Below are 18,277 nucleotides of genomic sequence, written 5' to 3' on the forward strand. Positions count from 1 at the left end.
TAGCGTTGTCAAGACCCACGTGGCTCGGCCACCGGGTAAGTGGAGGAGATCAGGCACCCGTGGCAGGTGACGGAACAATAGGCAAAGCATGTGATGTGCTGGATCAGGTGGCGGCGTTTCAACGCCCGGTTCGTTTTGCGGAATTGCTGGATAGCAGCAGTTTCCCCAAGGCGACGCTGTATCGGTTTCTGCAATCCCTGACCAATCAGGGCATGCTGTCATACGATGCGGACCGGCAAACCTATGCGCCCGGTATGCGTCTGGTGCGGCTGGCCCATGCGGCGTGGACGCAAAGCTCGCTGGCACCCATCGCGCGGCCGTTCCTTGACGCGCTCAGCCGCAAGACAGGTGAGACGGTTCACCTGGCGCAGCTTGACTCCAGTCAGGTCCTCTATGTCGACAAACGCAACGCCGCGCAGCCGGTCGAGATGTATTCGCAGGCCGGAAAGGTCGGCCCGGCCTATTGCACCGGGGTAGGCAAGGCGATGATGGCCTATCTGGACGATGAGGCGCTGAACAAGGCGGTCTCGCAGCAGAGCTTCCATCGGTTTACCGACAAGACCCTGACCTCGGAACAGGCGCTTCGGGACGATCTCAGCCTTATTCGCAGCCGCGGATATGCCGTCGATGACGAAGAACACGAGCCCGGAATTATCTGTATCGCCTTCCCGATTCTGACCTCGGGCGGCCGGATGCTGGGCGGGATTTCGGTGACCGGATCCACCGAACGCATAGATCTGAAACAACTGGAATCATGGGTTCCGCTGGTTCGCCACGTGGCTGAACAGATCGGGACCGAAGCCCAAACATGGCAGTTCCCCGAGAACCGCCGAAACGCCAGAAACAACAGGATGCAAGCGACATGACAGGTGTTACACTGAATCAGGCGATCAAACGGTATGGCCAGACCCAGGTCATCCACGGCATTGACCTGCAGATCGAGGATGGTGAGTTCTGCGTCTTCGTCGGCCCCTCGGGATGTGGTAAATCCACCTTGCTGCGCATGATCGCGGGTCTGGAAGAAACCTCGGAGGGTGAGATTCGCATCGGCGCCCGCGATGTGACCCATATGGACCCCGCCAAGCGCGGTGTTGCGATGGTGTTCCAGACCTACGCTCTGTATCCGCATATGACGGTCGCCGAGAATATGGGCTTTGGCTTGCGCATGAACGGCGTGGCGAAGTCCGAGATCGACACGAAGGTGCAGGAAGCGTCGAATATCCTGAAGCTGGACCAGTACCTGAAGCGCAAACCCAAGGCCTTGTCCGGCGGTCAGCGCCAGCGTGTCGCCATCGGCCGGGCCATCGTTCGCGGCCCCGAGGTGTTCCTGTTCGACGAGCCGCTGTCCAACCTCGACGCCGAACTTCGCGTCGAGATGCGGGTGGAAATCGCGCGCCTGCATCAGGAGATCGGCGCGACCATGATCTACGTGACCCACGATCAGGTCGAAGCGATGACCATGGCCGACAAGATCGTCGTGCTGCGCGATGGCCGGATCGAACAGGTTGGCGCGCCCATGGACCTGTACCGCGACCCCGACAACCGTTTTGTTGCCGGGTTCATCGGGTCGCCGGCGATGAACTTCCTTGAGTGTGATTATGCCGACGGCCACGTGACCCACCCGGCGCTGAGCCAACCCTTGCCCGTTTCGGCCAATGTCCCACCCGGTCTGAACAAGCTGACACTGGGCATGCGCCCGGAACATATACTGATCGACCGCGCGGCCGATACCTGCACGGTAGACCTGACCGAGGCGCTTGGCGGTGTGTCCTATACGTATCTGCTGACACCCAATGGCGACAAGCTGATCGTTGAGGAACGCGACGACCAGCGCAGTACGAACGGTGAGCGCATCGGTATCTCGGTACAGCCGGAACGTGCAATGGTGTTCGATCCCGAGACGGGGATGCGGTTCCGGTAAACCACTGTAACCTTGCTGCATCTTTGGCGATTTGTCGAGGCGGCGGGCTCTTGTGTGTTAGCGGGTGGATACCACTTTAAGGTGTGTATTGCTGACACATAGGAGATTGAATGCACGTCCGTATTGCTGCGCTGATTATTGTCGCTGCGACGTTGGTTTTGCTGCTTAATGCGCCGAAACCTGAAACCGAGCACTCTGAATTGGTCTCCACATGCCAAAATGACGGCACGGCTTCAAAAGTGATTGTCGCATGCACAGCACTATTGGAACGGGAGGACGCATCTGAAGAAGAGCGGCAAGCCTATTTTGCGGAACGTGCCGTCGCGCTCAATATTTATGGCAAGCATGAGTTTGCCCTTGCTGACGCAAACCGAGCCTTGGCGATAAACCCAGAAGACTCACATTCCTTGGTGGAACGTGCGGTTTCGCAGAACGCCTTGGGAGACAAGTCTGGTGCCATGGCTGACATCAATGCGGCTGCAAACATAGACCCCAACGACATATATGTTTTGTTTAATAAGGCAAAGATGCACTTTTTGCTGGGCGAGTTGGACGCTGCAAAGCGGGGCAATGAGCAAGTCTTGGAAACTGACCCAGACAATCATGATGCTGGTCTCAAATATCTGGATTTGCTTTATGCGAACTTCCCCCGGGAGGAGTATGAGACCTCGTTAGCTGCCGCCGAAATTCGTTGGGCGGATCAGGCTTGGCCCCACGAAGGTCGTGTTTATCACGAACTACTCTTAGGCTTTGATCCAGAGAGAGCCTTGCGGGCGGCCGAGTTGAGCACAAGCATAAAGCCAGATCCGACCAACGACCTCTTTCTGTTTGCAATGATCCACATGAAGCTCGGCAATGAAAATGAAGGAATCAAATACGTCAGACGTTACGCGGAAGAGAGCAATAAACTCCCTTCACGTAGAAGAGGTGTTCTCAGAGATACAATTGCCCATTTTTTTTCTACATAATAACCGGACAGAACACAGAATGGATTTTCCGAAGCCACGCCTATGCGGCTTTAGGCAAAGTAGGCCTCGCGCGAGCAGAATACCAAAGTTTTCTGAACAACGGCGGACACCACGCACAAAAGCTTGTTCTGGATATAATTGAACGCGACGGCGTGCCAGTTTCCAAACACGCGCGCGCAGGCTCGGCGGAACACATCGATCAGGCAATTAGTGACCACATCCGTCACCTGGAACAAAAAATGGGGTTCTCGAAACTGGGTCCTAAGTCCAGTTGATCGTTGAGAGCCGAAGGTTCTAACCAACCCGTGGCAAAACGCGCGCCCTCCAACGATTGATTTCAACCCGAACCTGATTTAAGGGAGGCCCTGTCAAAACAGAGTCACCCAGGGGCGATAAGATTGGTTTGCCCCTCCCGCGCCGCGATGCTGTGGCCCCAACTCTTGGATCGTTCGCCCCTGAAAGGCTTAAAAAAGGTAAAAGAATATGGCAGATAAATCGAACTTCGACGTATTGTATACCATTGTAGACGAAGCGCCCGAACTGGCCAGCGCTTCGTTCCTGCCCATCATTCGCAAGTTTGCCTCGGCAGCAGGGGTGAGCGTTGGGACCAAGGATATTTCGCTTGCAGGCCGCATCCTCGCGACCTTCCCAGAGAACCTGACCGATGATCAGCGCATCACCGACGATCTGGCTGCTTTGGGTGAGCTGGTGAAGACACCCGATGCCAACGTGATCAAACTGCCGAACATCTCGGCCTCGGTCCCGCAGCTTGTGGCGGCCATCGAAGAGCTGCAGTCGCAGGGCTACAACATTCCGAACTACCCCGAAGAGCCCTCGACCGACGAAGAAAAGGCGATCCGAGCGCGGTATGATGCCATCAAGGGCTCGGCCGTGAACCCGGTTCTGCGTGAGGGCAACAGCGACCGCCGTGCGGCGCGGGCAGTGAAAAACTATGCTCAGAAGAACCCGCATTCGATGGGCGAGTGGTCCTCGGACAGCAAGACCAAAGTATCGTCGATGCCCGGTAACGATTTCTACGCGAACGAAAAATCGGCCACCATCACCGCCGCGCAGGCCGGGGACGCAAGGATCGAATTTGTCGGCAAGGATGGAAGCGTGACCGTTCTGAAAGACGCCTGGCCGCTGGAGGAAGGCACGGTGGCCGATGCGACCTTCATGTCGGTCAAGGCCCTGTCGGCGTTTCTGACCGAAGCCATCGAGGACACCAAGGCAGACGGCACCATGTTCTCGCTGCACATGAAGGCGACGATGATGAAGGTCTCCGACCCGATCATCTTCGGCTATGCGGTTAAGGCGTGGCTGGCCCCGGTTTTCGACAAGTTCGGCGCAGAACTGGATGCCTTGGGCGTGAACCCAAACTCAGGGCTCGGAGACCTGCTGGAGCGTGTGAAGGACAACGCCGACATTATGGCGGCAATTGATGCGATCAAAGCCGACCGTCCCTCCATGTATATGGTCGACAGCGACAAAGGCATCACCAACCTGCACGTTCCGTCGGATGTGATCATCGACGCCTCGATGCCCGCCGTGATCCGCGCAGGCGGTAAGGGCTGGGATGAGACCGGTGCCAAGGGCGACACCAACTGTGTGATCCCCGACCGTTGCTATGCGCCCGTCTATGACGAGGCGATCAAGTTCTTCAAAGCCAATGGCGCGCTGAACCCGGCCACTGCCGGGGCCGTCGCCAATGTGGGCCTGATGGCGCAGAAGGCCGAGGAATACGGGTCTCACCCGACCACGTTCCAGGCCCCCGCCGACGGCACGATCCGCATCGTTCTGGCCAATGGCGAGGTGCTGCATTCGCATGAGGTCGAGCAGGGCGATATCTGGCGGTCCTGCACCGTGAAGAAGGCCCCGATCGAGAATTGGATTCAACTGGCAATGGACCGTCAGCGCCTGACCGGGTCCGAAGCGATCTTCTGGCTGGACGCCAACCGTGCCCATGACGCGGAACTGATCAAATACGTGAAACCGGCGCTTGAGGCCGCAGGCGTTGCCGACAAGTTCCTGATCATGGCCCCGCGTGAGGCAACCCGGCAGTCGTTGGAAACCATCACCGCAGGCAAGGACTCGATTGCGATCACCGGCAACGTGCTGCGCGATTACCTGACCGACCTGTTTCCGATCCTGGAACTGGGCACTTCGGCCAAGATGCTGTCGATTGTGAAACTGATGAACGGTGGTGGTCTGTTCGAAACCGGCGCTGGCGGTTCTGCCCCGAAACACGTGCAGCAGCTGGTCGAAGAAAACCACCTGCGCTGGGATTCGATGGGTGAGTTCTGCGCTTTGGGTGAATCGCTGAACTTCCTCGCCGACAGCAAGGGCAACGCCAAAGCGGGTGTTCTTGGGTCCGCAGCCGAGGCCGCAACGCAGGGGATTCTGGACAACAACCGGTCGCCCAGCCGCAAGGTCGGTCAGCCCGACAACCGCGACAGCCACTACTGGTTCGCCCGCTACTGGGCCGAGGCTCTGGCCGCCCAGACGGACGACGCGGAACTGGCCGCCGAATTCGCGCCGCTTGCGCAGGAACTGGCGGCGAAGGAAGAGCAGATCCTGTCAGAACTGGCGGCAGCTCAGGGTGGTGCTGCTGATCTGGGCGGGTACTACCACACAGACCCTGCCAAGGCCGCAGCGGTCATGCGTCCCAGCGCGACCCTGAACGCGATCATCGACTAAAACCATCGGCCCGCGCCAACACGGCGCGAGCCACTTCATCCCCAGCAAAATCACTGATACCGGGCGACGGTCAGAAATGGCCGCGCGGCCATTTGCCTGAACATATAGCGTGTTAGCACCAGTGGTTGTTCGGTCAAACTGCGAAAAAGAAACACTTTCTCGCGCCTACACCCAAAAAACTGCGAAACTTACGGGATTCCCCTAGTACCCGTCGCGGCCTCGTCCTGGTAAATTGGGAGCAACCAGAGATAACTACCGGTGGCGCCGTTCGGCACTACCACTCACTCAGAAGAAATGGCCAGCATTTTGGGTGCTGGCCATTTACTGTTTCGAGCACTGCCCAAGGGCCAACCCGGACCTAAAACTTCAGGTTTTGGTTTTCAACTCCAGCACCCGGGCCACGCCCGGATATTGCAGGTAAGACAGGCGCCGGGTTTCCCGGCGGCCCCGCGCCAGCGAGTCCAGAATCAGGGCGCACACCACGGAAAGCATTGCCGCGACAAAGCCTGACGCCGCCACGATGAGCGACGGAAACCGCTCCACCAGGCCCGTCTCAAAAAACTCGGTCAGGAGCGAGATGAAGACCAGCAGCGACGGGGCAAATATGAACAGGGCAAGGGACAGGAAAAACGACATTGGCTTTTCCTCTTTGATCAGCAGGCTGATCATCTTGAGAATGCGCCAGCCATCCTTGAAGGTCGACAGTTTCGAATTCGAATCCGGCAGGCGCGAGACGTAATCTGTTTCGACCTCGCTGATCGGCATCCGCATCTGCATCGCGTGAACGGTCAGTTCGGTTTCGATCTCGAACCCGTTCGACGCGGCGGGAAAGCTTTTGACAAATCGCCGGCTGAAAACGCGATAGCCCGATAGCAGGTCGTCGATATTGTTATTGAAGAACAGTTTCACCAGCCCGGAAAACAAAGCATTGCCGAACTTGTGCCCCGGCCTGTACGCCTGTGTTTCCTTGTTCACCCGCGCGCCGTTCACCATGTCGAGGTTCTGAGAGACCAGCATCTTGACCAGATCCGGCGCGGCGGCACTGTCATAGGTCGCATCGCCATCGGCCATGACATAAACATCCGCATCCACATCCGCGAACATCCGGCGCACGACATTCCCTTTGCCTTGCAGCGCCTCGGTACGGACAATCGCGCCCGCTTCCTGTGCCGCGCGGATCGAGCCATCTGTCGAGTTGTTGTCGAACACATAAATCGTCGCATTGGGCAACGCAGCCCGGAACTGCGTGACGGTTTCACCGATGGCGACAGCCTCATTGTAACAGGGCAGAATTACAGCGATATCAAGCGCCTGCAGCTCAGGCGTTACCAAGACGTCGCTTATGAAATCTCCCGTGCTCTGGTTCATGAGCGTCCAGTGTCCTTCAGATCAAACTGCGTGCTGTGACGGTATCCTATTTGCCGGTCATTGAGTACGCGGTTCATTGAAACGAGGCGTGAAAATCGAAGTCTGTTGCCAAAAAAGGGCCGGTCGCAGGACCGGCCCAGTTGATCAGCTGAACCGAGGGATCAGTTCGAAGCTGCCGTCAATTTGTCATTATGTTCGCGCAGCGTGTCCGAAACGATGGCGTACCATTCGCCGGATTCGCGCATCTCGTTCAGGCCTTTGTTCAGCATGGCCAGATATTGCTTGCCGAACGGGTTGCTGCGGTGGCTGATGAACCGCAGCGAGGACAGCGAGGTCACAAACGGGTTCTCGACCAGATCGTTCTGGTTCAGGCCCATCTCGACCATGGTGTCCGAGAACAGCTGAACTTCGAAGGTTGCGACATCGGCTGTACCGGTCAGAACGGCATCCAGGCACTCCCGCGCGGTGATCGGCTGCATCAGGGTCATCGTATCGCCGTTGATCAGGCCTTCCTGCTCCATGTCGTGGATGAACCAGCCATCCATGCGGCAGATGGTCGAGCCTTTCAGTTCTTCAAACGTGGTGGCGTTGGCGTATTCGCTTTCGGGAATGGTGTAGAAGCCGACCACGATATCGTAGACCGGAACCGACGAGTCGAACTGGGTGCAGCGCACTTCGGTTTCCCACGACCAGTCGTAGGTGCGGTTGGTGCAGTCCGGCATGTTCCACGCCATCGACACGTCGAACGCGCCCAGCGGCAGCAGGGTTTCCAGATGCGCGTTCCAGTCATCCACGAAGCTGACCGAATAGTCGCGCGCGTTGCCGCCGCGCTGCAGGGCGGTGGTGCCCAGACGGGTGATCGCCCCGCCACCGTTCAGCGATTCATCCGCGAACGGGGCCCAGCCATTGCCCGTCACCAGTTTGATCGGAGGCTGATAGACGCTGGAGCGTTTCACGCTTGCCGCACGCTGTTCCTCGGCAGCGATAATTTCCTGCGCGGATTGACCGTTGGGCAGGCTGCCGTCGGCACAGGGCAGGGCCAGGACCAGGCCGGGCTCCAGCGCGTTCGGGTTGGTGATGACGTTGCGGTTCGCGTTGAAGATCGGCTGGTAGTTCGATGTGCCATAGGCCGCAATGGCGATGGTGGCCATCGTGTCGCCATCCGCGACGGTATAGTTCGTACAAGCTTCCTGCGCGACGGCGGCTCCGGCGCTCAGGGCGGTGACGGCGCTGGCCGACATCACGACTTTCTTAAGGTTGAAATCAAACATGTTCACGTCCTCCAGACTATTGGGGTGTCAGGCCGTTCAGGGCCTTAGCCATTTTCCATTTGATGACGAAGAGCGGTCGAGACGATGTCGCGCCACTCGCCGGATTGCTGCATGATCGCCAGTCCCTGATTCAGCGTCTCGAGGATCGCCTTGCCATCAGGATTGTCTTTGTGGGTCATGACGTTAAGCGACTTGATCGCCGCCAGGTTGGGGTTTTCGATGATGCGGTGTTCATAGCCCAGCCGCCCGATGGCCTCGACGGCCAGATGCGCTTCGACGGCGACGATATCGGCGGTGCCGTCCATGACTGCGTGAAAGCAATCATCCGGGGACACCGGGCGCATCAGCGTGATGACAGGCTCGTAAAGGCCGACAGCATCCATATGCGACAGCGACCACCCTTCGGGCCGGCAGATTGTGGCGCCTGCGAAATCGGCATAGGTCAGCGTTTGCTCATAACCCGAGCCGTCGCGGGCGAAGAATGTATCCACAACTTCGTAGAACGGGTTCGAGAAGTTGTAGGTTTCACAGCGCGACCGGTCACTTTCGGACAAGGCCGCTGCCTCTTCACAGTTTGGGCGTGACCAGGGGAAAGTGCCGTCAAATGCCAGGGTCGGCATCAGCAGGTCCAGATGCGATGACCAGTCGTTCACGAACTGGATCTTGTAGGACTGTTCCGGGGCCGCGCGCAAAAGCGCCGTTTCGACCAGATGCGTGTAGAGCCCGCGATGCGGCAACGCCTCATCCGTGAACGGGGCATAGTTCCCGCCTGTGATCAACAGAACCTGACGATCCCGGACTTCCGGCCGCTCTCCGGCATCGGCATCCCGGATCAACGCTGCGGCTTCCACGCGCGCGGCCTCGATTTCCTCTTTTGCCGCAGCCTTGGCGGCGATGACCGCATCCTCGCTGGCTTTCTTAGCCTCTGCTTCAGCCTCTGCCACACGGGATTCGGCCTCGGCGATGGCTTTCTCGGCGCGCTCTTCAGCGGCGCGGACCAGTTCTGCCGCCATTTCAGATGCCAGACGTTCGGCTTCGGTTTCGGGCTCGGCGGGTGCGCGCCCGACCTCTTCCAGGCAGGGCAGGGTCAGCACGTCGCCGACGCGAATGATATTCGGGTTGGCGCCGATCACATCGCGGTTGGCGTCAAAGATGATGCGAAAATCTTCGGTCGCATAAACCTGAACTGTCAGTTCCCGCAGGCTGTCGCCGCGCTGAATTTCGTAGGTCGAACATGCCTCTTGGGCCGAAGCTGCGCCTGCTGCAGCTGCCAGGGCCAGGCTGGATATGATCAGTTGTGCTCTCATGGGTCCTGTTGCTTTGCCTTCTTAGGGTCTTGTCAGTTTCACGACGGCGATGGACAGGTTGTCCTGATCCGGATCGTTCTTGGCCTGCACCGCCTGCAGCAACGCGTCCGCAATCTCTTGCGCCAGCGCCTGTTTGTGTTCCTGCAGGATGGATTGGATGTCTGCATCGCCCAGGTATTGCAGCCCGTCACTGCCCAGAACGAGGATATCGGCGGGCGTCAGCGTCAGGGGCTCTTCGGGGCAGTCCACCTTGGGAATGGCCCCGCCCATGATGACCGAGGTCAGCTGGTTGCGATCCGGATGTGCTTGCGCTTCGGCCTCGGTCAACTCGCCCTGCGCGACCTTGGCGTCGATCACCGGGGCCATCGAGTGATCTTCGTTGATCTGCGTCAGCGTGCCCTCGCGGAAAAGGTAAAGCGGGCTGTCTCCGATCGAAATCCAGTAGAGCCGCGACCCCAGTAACAGGGTGCCCAGCAGGGTGGAGCCCATGTTGAACCCGGCGCCTTTCGCCTCGTTATGATTGGAAATCGCGGCATTGGCTTGCATCGCGGCCAGAGGCAGCGCGTCAATGGCCGAGAACTCGGTCAGCTCATCACCGTCCAGTTCCGCATCCAGCGCGTCACGCCATGTCGACACCACTATGTCCGAGGCAACCTCGCCCGCGTCATGCCCGCCCATCCCGTCGGCCACAACGACGTAGCCAGCATTCACCGCGTCATACATATGCGCGGCAACCGCATCTTCCTGCGTGTCGCGCTGACCCTGATCCAGGATCAGCGCAATATCATATGCCGGGGTCGCCAGCATCTATCAGGAATCCCGCCAGTCAAAGCCGTCGTCACAGAAGGCGGTGAACCGGATCGAGGTTTCGCTGATGCGGATCAGATCGCCACTGGCCAATGCGACCGTGCTGAGAACGGGCTTGCCGTTCAGCCGTACAAGGTTGGCCTTGCCGCCATGGCCCAGATAGCATTTGCGATCCTCGGGGTCATAGGCGATCACGGCATGGTTGGAGCGCGAAATACCGGTGTCGCCGAAATCAAGCTGGATGGCCTGATCGTCATTGCGCCCGATCTGCATCAGCCCTTCGGTCAGGGTGATGCTTGCGCCTCGGCCAGGACCGCTGGTGACAACCAGCCAGCCAACCGGATAGGTTTCCTGCGCGGCCTCGGCCTTGGCGACCGGTTCGGCGGTTTCCATCAGGTCCTGAACATGGGTGTCGGCGCGTTCAAAGCCCAGGAAGGTGGTTTTGACACGCGAACGACGATCTTCGACCGGGGCGGGGACGGGCTGTTCCGGTTCCGGAGTTACATCGACCTCTGGTTCCGGCGTCACTAGGACCTCTGGTTCGGGTTGGGGTTCGGGGGTTTCCATCTGAACCTCTGCCACGACCTCGACCGTCTCTTCGGGTTCCACAATCACGACGTCTTCGGGTGCGACCTGAACTTCAACCTCGGGTGTCTGCAGCAGGGTCACGACCTGCTCAGTTTCACCCTCGGGCTCCTCTTCAATGGTCGGCGTCTCAGCTTCGACCTCATCGGTTACTGCCGGCTCTTCGGCAAAGAGCGATTCCTCGACCGGTTCTTCCTGCTCGCTGACCTCGGCCTCGTCTTGCGCGAAGTCGGGCATCTTGTCTTCAGGCATCAGCTCGTCTGTTTCCTCGTAGGAGTCAGACGTCATGTTCCCGCCCGCCAGCGCCTCACGCAGGGCGTTGAAATCGGCGATGGGTTCCTGTTTTTCCTCGGCAACGGCGGGGGTTTCTTCCGGCGCTTCTTCTTTGGCTTTGCCGGCACCTTCTAGAAGCCGGCTCAGAGGGCTTTTGTATTTGAACATGGTGTCGACACCTTTTTAAACTGACGGCACGAAAACCTGTGCCTGGGGCTGCTACAATCCGCTGCACAACTCGCGCAGTGGCACTTACGAACTTGAAAACAAAAGGGAACTTGTAATGGCTGCGACGGTCCGGTTCCCGTCAGGACGTTGCCATCCTCAGCAAACACACGCTGGCAGATTGTTTCGAACCGGTCTGATTACTCCTGCGCCAATTGCATGACCGCATCTGTTTCGGCCCCGTTCCGCATCACGGTCAGACGCGCTTCGGGATGATTTTCGGTGACTAGACCGGCCAGCGCGGCATCCAAACTTTCAGGCCCGTCAAACACAGCGCCGGTCTGGGTTTCGCCCAGCAGGACATCGCCCGGCTGCAGGGTACCGGCGGTTTCGGACGGAACGTCGGTGACAGTGGGTTTCCACCCCGTTTCCCCCGTGCCCCGGATTAAGAAGGAATACCCGTTCTCAAGACCAACCGACCGGATCGCGGGCAGGGCGAGCAGCCCGTTCTGCGCGCGCGTTTCGCCCAGCGGGCGATACCGGGCCGTCACGCGGGTATAGCCGTCCGGGTCAACCATGAGGTTTTCCAGAACCTGCGCCGCTAGCGAGGCATCGGCCCGCACCGGATCACCGTTCAGGGTAAAGATCGCGACACCGCGCTGCACCCATTCACCGATAACTGTCATATCGGTTTCGGCTTCAAGGCCCGTCACCGCAATGATGTTCCCGGTCGAGGCACGACGGCGCGAGGTTGCAAACGGGATTTCCACGTCCCAATGCGAAAAGGCGACCTGATTTTCCAGCATGTCAACTGGGGCTGCAGGGGCAGCGGGCACTTCGGGCTCCGCTGCGACCTCTGCGGTTTCGGCGACCACCGGTTCTGCGGGGGCCACTTCTGTGGTGGCCGGTTCCGCAGTTTCGGCCTGAGCCTGCTCGACAGGTTTCGCCGGAGAAATTTCTGTATCTTGGGCGGGCGCTTCAGGCTCCGCTGTCACTGTTTCTTCTGGTGCCGGAGTGGCAGGGGTTTGCACCGCAACGGTCTTGGTCTCTGCACCGGGGCCAAACTGGCCGCTTTCCATCAGGAAATAGCCGCCACCCGCAAGAGCCGCCAAAACAACCACCGCGGCGACGATGGTCTTGCCGCTGCCGCCCGATCCGCTTTGCACGACGGTGTCTACGGCAACCGGGGCTTCTTCTTTCGGGGCGAGCTTCGCGAGACCTTCGTCTTTTTTGTCCTCGGCACCCCGAACAAGATCGGAATTGCCGGCCAGCAGGGCCGTGACCACAGCTTCTGCGTTTTCGCTTTCAGCCTTGATCCGGGCCTTTTCCGCTTCCTTGTCTTCACGGTCCATGCCCACGATGACGGAAACCGGGCGATAGGCAAAGGTGTCGAACATCACGCCCGGGCCACGGAACATGCGCAGCCAGTCCAGCGCCGATTGCAGACGGTCGGTGGCATGCACCTCCATCGCCTTGTCGATCGCTTCAAGGAACCCTTCGGGATACCCTTCGAAACGCCCGGCCAGCGGCGAATAGGGGTCGTCTTGACTGTTGTTGAACGCGTTCAGGCGGGTCTGACCGTCGATTGGGCGCTCGCCGCTGATGGCGTGATACAGCGTGGCCGCCAGAACATAGAGGTCACTGCTGGGGCCTTGTTCGGACCCGCGCACGTAGAACTCGTGCGGCGAATACCCATCCTTGATGACACGCAAGGTCAGCAAAGCCGCCGACTTGTTGGCCGCTTGTTCGCGGGCGGCGCCAAAGTCGATCAGGACCGGGTCGCCGTTTTCGTCGATAAGGATGTTGTCGGGCGAGATGTCCCGATGCAGCATCCCGCTTTGGTGGATGAAGGAAACCGCCGACAGCATCTTCTCCGTGACCTGAACGATAAAGTCCGGCCCGCCGTCGTTGTCGGGGTTCTCGACATAGTCCAGCAGGTCGCACCCGCGGATCAGGTCCATCGCGATATAGGCGGTATCATTGTCTTCGAACACCTGATGGACATCGACGATATTGGGATGCACCAGCCGTGCGTGGTTGCGGGCTTCCTGAATGAACAGGTCGATGATCGAGCGCAGGTCGTCCTTGTGGGCGGGATCGTTCGGCTCGACCAGATCGCCGACGCGGCGGCACAGGGCGCTTGGATAACATTCCTTGATGACGACATCGCGTTCCAGACTGTCACGTGCCAGATAGGTAATTCCGAAACCGCCATTGCTGAGAAAACGGAGGATTTCGTACTGCCCGCGCAACAGCTTTGCGCCTGGCTGCAGTCCTTCGATTTTTGGTTCGTCGTGCGTTGCGCCGACAGCCTGGTTGTGGCTCATTTCTTTTCGCCCGTTCTAATCGTTTTGCGGTTTCTTAACTGGGCAAACGACCCGCAAACTCACAACCAAACACAACCGCAGGACACTTGAGAACGGTTAGACGTTTCAAATTTGACTTTATTGGGGCCGCCGCATGGCTTCACTAAGGATCGATTTTGAATGAATCCCATATTTAGTGTTCTGGCTGGACTAGAATCTATATATAGATTATTCGGGTGTAAAAAATGTGGACTGACACCTCGATTCAAGGTGCTTGGTCTCTGATTGCGAAACAATAGAAGGGCGATTCCTGGCGGCTTCGAATCGCCGCGGTGCAGCTCAATTGTAGCGGGAAACTGTCATGTTCCGGTTTTGGTCTGCACCGTTGCCACAGTGCTGCCAGCCCATGCCAGATTGTCGCTGAGTTGCGCCAGAATGCTGATCGCATCCTGCAACGGGGCATCGCCGCTTTCAAACTGCAGCAGCAACAGCAGGTCGGTCGCCTTTTCGAACTCGGCCGGAATCCAATCCGCGTCGGGGTCGATCTCGCCACCCTGTTCCAGACGCTCGGCAAAATCCTCGACAATTTCCTGACAGCTTTGCAGAAAGGCCGCCGGTTCGATGTGCGAGGATTCCCGAAGATCATCGTAGATGCTTGCAATCGCAGCCAGCCAGTCTTCCAGAATTGGGTTGCTCAACGGCGGCAGCGCGGATTCAAGCGCCGATTGTACCGCGGGGCTTTCGGCAGGTTCGGGTTCCGGTTCAGCTTCACCCAGCGCTTCGAGATAGGGCAGGAAGTCCTGCTGCAAATCCTTGCGGGCTGCGTCCAGATCGTTCTGACGTCGGCGCGAGGCAACCTCGAGGACCTGTTCGGCCAGAGTCTGGCCACCACAGGTTTCCCATAAGTCAAAATCCGGCTCGGGCTCCTGCGCCATGGCCCGCACAGCGACCGGGGTGCCGATGGGAACGACCGCGCGGAACATGTCGCCCTTTTCCTTGTTCAGACGGGCCACAACCCGGTCCAGCGCGTCGCGCACCGGGGGCAGGTCGGCATGAGTCACCGCAAGCAGGCTGTTGGCACGTAGCTCCTGCGGAACCTGTGCCCAAAGATGCCGTTCAGTTTCGCGCCAGGCGTTGGTGCCGTTGGTGCACCAAATGGCGCAATCGACATATTCCAGCAGATCCAGCGTCGGCTTGTAGGTATCGTCCAAAGCGCCCGACCCTGGCAGATCGAACAGAGAGATTTCGCGCAGGGCAGGGGTGTTCAACCCGACCGAGATGAAATCGGGGTTGTCAGCAGCCGCCTTTTCCAAAGCGATGCCGGAATAGGTCTTGGGCTCCTTGCCCCACCAGCCCACGGTCGTTTCCGGTGCGTCGGCATAGGCCACGATCACCAGCGGCAGCTTCAGGTGCTGCGGCCCGGTGGGCAGAATGTCGGCCCCTGCCAGCATATTGGCAAGGCTGGATTTTCCCGCGCCGAATTCCCCGGCGAAACCGATATTGACCGCGTTTGAAAGCCGCTCGGCATGGGCCACCGCGCGGGTGCGCATGTCGTCCAGCGCCGCGTCCGAGGGCAGGGATTCCGTCGCAGTCAGAAAGCGCTCAAGCTGACGCACTTCCTGTTCGGTTCCGGGAAATTCGATCATTCCGCAGCCTCTGCCTGTCGTTCAATCACCGCGTCCGTGCCGAAAACTGTTCCCAGCTCGTCCGAGATGCGGCGCGCCCGGTCGAAGGCACCCTGCGCCTCGGCCTTGGCATTTGTTTCTCCGGTTCCGGCCCTGTGTTCAAGATGCCCGGCCAACAACGCCAGGTAGTGATCCAGAACCGTATTCAACCGTTCTAGCAGATTTTCGCGTGCGGTATCTATCAAATCGTCGCCGATCAGCTCGAATTCCTGCACGATCATCCGTTCGGCGCGCGAGACCACGCTGTTGCGCGAAATCAGACGCGACAGCCAGTTCACGCGCAGTTCGACCGTGATGCCGCGGGTCAGGGCAGTAGTGTCGGGACGGAACCAGCGTACCGCACTGGTGTTCATGCGGTTGTCCATCGGCTCCTGCCAGCCGGGCAGGGCGCGCAGGGCCGCGTTGCTTTGCATGTCGATGGCGTATAGCTCGCTGAGCATGCGCTGGCGCACAACCTGTGTCGCCCCCTGGGTCAGTTCCCGCATGCGATCGCGCAGGGGCGTGAAGTTCAGTTCGGTCTCACCCCCTTTGGCCAGCAGCGGCGATTGCCCGTTCGGCCCGCGCACCACGGCCGAGACCGCTTCGGCCACCGTGTCATCCATGACCCCGCGCAAGTTGGCCAGAATATCGTCCATATCCTGCGTCATCTCTTGCGTCTTGCCTGCAATCAATGCCCGCAGATCGGTCAGTGTCTTGTCGTTTTCGTCCGAGCTGGACGCATCGGCAGCGCTTTCATCTTCCAATGCGCGCAGGTGGACCTGAGACCGTTCCAGTTCTCCTTGCGCGAAACTGTTGAGGTGCTGCCACGCCATCCGCATCTGTTCGTTGCGGGGTCCATCCGTCAGCGCCTTGGTCACATGACGGCGCAGGTCCGGCAAGCCCGAAGCGATCATTGCCGCAAAGCGCAGAACCGCCTCGCGGCTGATGGGGCCGGGGCCTTGCTTGATCTCTTCGACACCGTCCAGATATTGCTTCATCTGTTCGGGATGCGCGCGCAGCCAGGCCAGAACCTGATCGTGATTGACGCCGGTTTCATCCCCGGTCAGCGCATAATGCGCCCATTGCGCACTGCCCATCAGCACGTCGATATCCGAGTTGCCCAGGGCCTTTTCCAGCCCGTCGACCACATCGGCGCGCACTTTTCCGGCGTCGTCGGGGCCGCCGCCCAGCTCGTCCACGCGGTTGATGAAGACGACAATCTGCCCCAGTTCCAGCGCCTGCATCAGGCGGAACAGTTTCAGATCGGCCCGCGACAGGGCCTGATGCGCCGACAGGACCACGACGAAAAAGTCGGATTCCTTGAGGTACTGACGCGAAATTTCCTCGCGGATCAGCAGCGGGTCGTTGACCCCCGGCGTGTCCGTAACGGTCAGCGGGAACGGGAAATGACCGATGTCGAAATAGACCTCGGCCTTGCGGGTGATGTCGCTGTACAGGCCCCGGTCGCTGCCGGGGTCGGGGCTTTCGCCTTCGGTGGGGTCATCCCCGGCGCAGACATAGCGTGCCAGATCGTCGGTGGACAGATCGTCCAGATCGTGATGCTGGCCCAGCAGATGCTTGTAGCTTTCGCCCAAACGCAGCTTGGCGCGGGTCTTCATTGCCTCGACCTGCTCTTCGATCATCTCGCGCTTATAGCTGTCCTCGTCATCGGGGAACATGTTGCGCAGTTCTTCACCCTCGGCGATCAGGGATTGCCACTGGTGGTTGTCGAAGAAATGAAACTCGGCCCCCCGGGAGCGGCCCGAGGGGTGGCCGAAATGCATGTCGGTGATCACCGTCGTCCAGGGGTTCACGTCCGAGGGCAGGTATTCGGCCTGCCCGGTAAACCCGTTGATCAGGCGGGACTTCCCGGCCTTGATCTGCCCGACAAAGGCAATCGACGGTTTCAGGTTCGAAAGATCGCCGATGATGCGCGAAATGAACTGACGGGTTTCGTCATTGCTCGTTTCATGCATTTCTTCAGCGATGCGAATAAGTTCGCGACGATTTGACTCACTCATAACCCTTACCTTGTCACTCGTAAAAATGGACTGAATTAGACGAAAACTTGAATGTTTTGAGGGCGATCATTCTTTCTGCCCCAAAAGAGCGCCCCAAAGATTAACAACAGCGCCCAATTTGCGGGCTTCATGTGCGGCAATGGCAATCTGTTCGCCATCGTGCAGAACGGCCAGACCCGCGCCTTTGCCACCGGATGGGCGCATCACGATCAGTTGCGGGTGGTCCAGTTCCGCTTCCGTGTCGCCATCCCACCCGGCGAGATCAGCGGCAAACCGGGCGAGCATTTTTCTGTCCGGCTGCAAAGACCCCGAAGCGGCAAAATCGCCTTCGGCATCCGACACGGCTCCGTCCGCGTTATCGGCCAGCAGGCGTCCGGTGGCAAAACGCGCCGAGCGGTCGAAAAAGGCCTGCGCCAGCGATGCGTCAGTTTCATCAGCGGCTGTTTCGTCCACGATATCCGGCACAACTGACACAATCGGTTCAGTGGGCAGTTCAATCTGCGCACAGGCTTTTTCAATTTCGCTCAGCGTGACGCCGACATCATCCGCTTCAAGCGCTGCGTCTGGCTTTAGCGACACCAGTTCCAACGGGGCAGGGGCATCCGCAATGTCCGTGACCAGTTGCGCCAGCTTGCCGATCAGATCTTCCCGCGCCTCGGTTTCGAAATCCGGCACGGGCCCAGAGCGGACGCGGAACACATCCGTGACCCGCGAATTGGTCACTTCGAGCGCCAGACATTCGCCGCTGGCTGCCGTGAACTCCAGACGGCGGGGCAGGACGGTGCCGCGAATGGCCCGCAGAACACCGGCGCGGCGCGCCACAGCGGTTTCACCCGCGATATTCACCGCCGGTGACAATCGGGCAACCGACGACCGCCCGACATTTTCGAGCATGTCGAGTATGTCCGTATCCATCATACCGTG

General features: G+C 59.3%; 13 protein-coding genes. 4 read left to right on the forward strand and 9 right to left on the reverse strand.

Features of this window, described 5'->3' with window-relative positions:
* Positions 1 to 59 precede the first annotated feature (59 nt).
* The 4 genes from ACR0K1_RS01175 to ACR0K1_RS01190 all read left to right on the forward strand — a co-directional run bounded on the left by ACR0K1_RS01175 (position 60) and on the right by ACR0K1_RS01190 (position 5,586).
* Positions 60 to 866 (forward strand): IclR family transcriptional regulator, encoded by an 807-nt coding sequence (locus tag ACR0K1_RS01175; RefSeq protein ID WP_480611563.1) that lies wholly within the window; start codon positions 60 to 62, stop codon positions 864 to 866.
* Positions 863 to 1,921: an ABC transporter ATP-binding protein gene (locus ACR0K1_RS01180; RefSeq protein ID WP_480611562.1), complete on the forward strand. Its 1,059-nt coding sequence runs from the start codon at positions 863 to 865 to the stop codon at positions 1,919 to 1,921. Before ACR0K1_RS01175 ends, ACR0K1_RS01180 begins: the two co-directional genes overlap by 4 nt.
* Before the next feature lie 110 nt (positions 1,922 to 2,031).
* On the forward strand, positions 2,032 to 2,889 hold the full coding sequence (locus tag ACR0K1_RS01185; protein ID WP_480848266.1) for a hypothetical protein: 858 nt from the start codon (positions 2,032 to 2,034) through the stop codon (positions 2,887 to 2,889).
* Positions 2,890 to 3,372: 483 nt separating this feature from the next.
* Positions 3,373 to 5,586: an NADP-dependent isocitrate dehydrogenase gene (locus ACR0K1_RS01190; protein WP_480611560.1), complete on the forward strand. Its 2,214-nt coding sequence runs from the start codon at positions 3,373 to 3,375 to the stop codon at positions 5,584 to 5,586.
* 366 nt (positions 5,587 to 5,952) lie between these two features.
* Here the strand turns inward: ACR0K1_RS01190 and ACR0K1_RS01195 are convergent, their stop codons facing one another.
* The 9 genes from ACR0K1_RS01195 to ACR0K1_RS01235 all read right to left on the reverse strand — a co-directional run bounded on the left by ACR0K1_RS01195 (position 5,953) and on the right by ACR0K1_RS01235 (position 18,271).
* Positions 5,953 to 6,954, reverse strand: a complete 1,002-nt coding sequence (locus ACR0K1_RS01195; protein WP_480848269.1) for a glycosyltransferase family 2 protein — start codon at positions 6,952 to 6,954, stop codon at positions 5,953 to 5,955.
* Positions 6,955 to 7,115: 161 nt separating this feature from the next.
* Positions 7,116 to 8,225, reverse strand: coding sequence for a peptidoglycan-binding protein LysM (locus ACR0K1_RS01200; RefSeq protein ID WP_480611558.1), 1,110 nt, complete (start codon positions 8,223 to 8,225; stop codon positions 7,116 to 7,118).
* A 44-nt stretch (positions 8,226 to 8,269) separates the two neighbouring features.
* Complete coding sequence (locus tag ACR0K1_RS01205; protein WP_480611557.1) at positions 8,270 to 9,532, reverse strand: type 2 periplasmic-binding domain-containing protein; 1,263 nt, start codon at positions 9,530 to 9,532, stop codon at positions 8,270 to 8,272.
* A 21-nt stretch (positions 9,533 to 9,553) separates the two neighbouring features.
* Positions 9,554 to 10,339 (reverse strand): PP2C family protein-serine/threonine phosphatase, encoded by a 786-nt coding sequence (locus tag ACR0K1_RS01210; protein ID WP_480611556.1) that lies wholly within the window; start codon positions 10,337 to 10,339, stop codon positions 9,554 to 9,556.
* A gap of 3 nt (positions 10,340 to 10,342) precedes the next feature.
* Complete coding sequence (locus tag ACR0K1_RS01215) at positions 10,343 to 11,365, reverse strand: FHA domain-containing protein (RefSeq protein ID WP_480611555.1); 1,023 nt, start codon at positions 11,363 to 11,365, stop codon at positions 10,343 to 10,345.
* A gap of 197 nt (positions 11,366 to 11,562) precedes the next feature.
* The gene (locus ACR0K1_RS01220) at positions 11,563 to 13,689 is read right to left on the reverse strand and encodes a serine/threonine-protein kinase (protein ID WP_480611554.1); all 2,127 of its coding nucleotides are present in this window, start codon (positions 13,687 to 13,689) and stop codon (positions 11,563 to 11,565) included.
* Positions 13,690 to 14,027: 338 nt separating this feature from the next.
* Positions 14,028 to 15,314 (reverse strand): dynamin family protein, encoded by a 1,287-nt coding sequence (locus ACR0K1_RS01225; RefSeq protein ID WP_480848272.1) that lies wholly within the window; start codon positions 15,312 to 15,314, stop codon positions 14,028 to 14,030.
* Positions 15,311 to 17,353, reverse strand: a complete 2,043-nt coding sequence (locus ACR0K1_RS01230; protein WP_480848274.1) for a dynamin family protein — start codon at positions 17,351 to 17,353, stop codon at positions 15,311 to 15,313. The genes ACR0K1_RS01225 and ACR0K1_RS01230 overlap by 4 nt, the downstream gene beginning before the upstream one ends.
* Before the next feature lie 66 nt (positions 17,354 to 17,419).
* Positions 17,420 to 18,271: a hypothetical protein gene (locus ACR0K1_RS01235; protein WP_480848277.1), complete on the reverse strand. Its 852-nt coding sequence runs from the start codon at positions 18,269 to 18,271 to the stop codon at positions 17,420 to 17,422.
* Positions 18,272 to 18,277 lie beyond the last annotated feature (6 nt).

This window comes from Ruegeria sp. F5 (assembly GCF_056533845.1).

Excerpts from the sequence above, each read along its gene's own strand:
- ACR0K1_RS01180 (WP_480611562.1), top strand. The coding sequence starts at position 863 with ATGACAGGTGTTACACTGAATCAGGCGATCAAACGGTATGGCCAGACC.
- ACR0K1_RS01215 (WP_480611555.1), bottom strand. The coding sequence starts at position 11,365 with ATGTTCAAATACAAAAGCCCTCTGAGCCGGCTTCTAGAAGGTGCCGGC.
- ACR0K1_RS01210 (WP_480611556.1), bottom strand. The coding sequence starts at position 10,339 with ATGCTGGCGACCCCGGCATATGATATTGCGCTGATCCTGGATCAGGGT.
- ACR0K1_RS01190 (WP_480611560.1), top strand. The coding sequence starts at position 3,373 with ATGGCAGATAAATCGAACTTCGACGTATTGTATACCATTGTAGACGAA.
- ACR0K1_RS01225 (WP_480848272.1), bottom strand. The coding sequence starts at position 15,314 with ATGATCGAATTTCCCGGAACCGAACAGGAAGTGCGTCAGCTTGAGCGC.
- ACR0K1_RS01220 (WP_480611554.1), bottom strand. The coding sequence starts at position 13,689 with ATGAGCCACAACCAGGCTGTCGGCGCAACGCACGACGAACCAAAAATC.
- ACR0K1_RS01230 (WP_480848274.1), bottom strand. The coding sequence starts at position 17,353 with ATGAGTGAGTCAAATCGTCGCGAACTTATTCGCATCGCTGAAGAAATG.
- ACR0K1_RS01205 (WP_480611557.1), bottom strand. The coding sequence starts at position 9,532 with ATGAGAGCACAACTGATCATATCCAGCCTGGCCCTGGCAGCTGCAGCA.
- ACR0K1_RS01200 (WP_480611558.1), bottom strand. The coding sequence starts at position 8,225 with ATGTTTGATTTCAACCTTAAGAAAGTCGTGATGTCGGCCAGCGCCGTC.
- ACR0K1_RS01235 (WP_480848277.1), bottom strand. The coding sequence starts at position 18,271 with ATGATGGATACGGACATACTCGACATGCTCGAAAATGTCGGGCGGTCG.
- ACR0K1_RS01195 (WP_480848269.1), bottom strand. The coding sequence starts at position 6,954 with ATGAACCAGAGCACGGGAGATTTCATAAGCGACGTCTTGGTAACGCCT.
- ACR0K1_RS01185 (WP_480848266.1), top strand. The coding sequence starts at position 2,032 with ATGCACGTCCGTATTGCTGCGCTGATTATTGTCGCTGCGACGTTGGTT.